The following is a 365-nucleotide window of genomic DNA, read 5'->3' as shown; positions in this document are numbered from 1 at the left end:
GCATCTTTGGTTGATACGTTCATATCTATAATATGTAAACCAATACTGCTTTCATCCAACCATTGAGACAACTCAATTAACTGTTTCGTTGTACGTCCAAGACGATCTAGTTTATAAATAACTAGAATATCTCCTTCACGTAAATAATCCAAACACTTATCAAGTTCTGTTCTTTTCGTTTTTCGGCCACTTGCTTTCTCGCTAAATATACGTTCACAACCATAGTCTTCAAGTGTGTCAATCTGTCCATCCAGACTTTGATCTTGTGTTGATACACGTGCATAACCAATTTTAGCCATTTAATTTCACCCTCTTTTATTCATTTTATGACCACTTATTAACGTGATGTGTTTCTCGATGCAAAT

At 34.8% G+C, this 365-nt stretch carries 1 protein-coding gene; it reads right to left on the bottom strand.

Annotation, left to right across the window (positions count from 1 at the left end; genetic code table 11):
- The coding region (locus CD129_RS08020; protein ID WP_144437006.1) for a recombinase family protein at positions 1 to 299 on the bottom strand (299 nt) is incomplete at its 3' end.
- Between the last annotated feature and the right edge of the window lie 66 nt (positions 300 to 365).

Origin of the sequence: Mammaliicoccus fleurettii, from assembly GCF_003970575.1 — a bacterium.
GTDB lineage: Bacteria > Bacillota > Bacilli > Staphylococcales > Staphylococcaceae > Mammaliicoccus > Mammaliicoccus fleurettii.
Note: the sequence above shows the minus strand (reverse complement) of the source record. Positions and strands in the feature narration are given on the sequence as shown.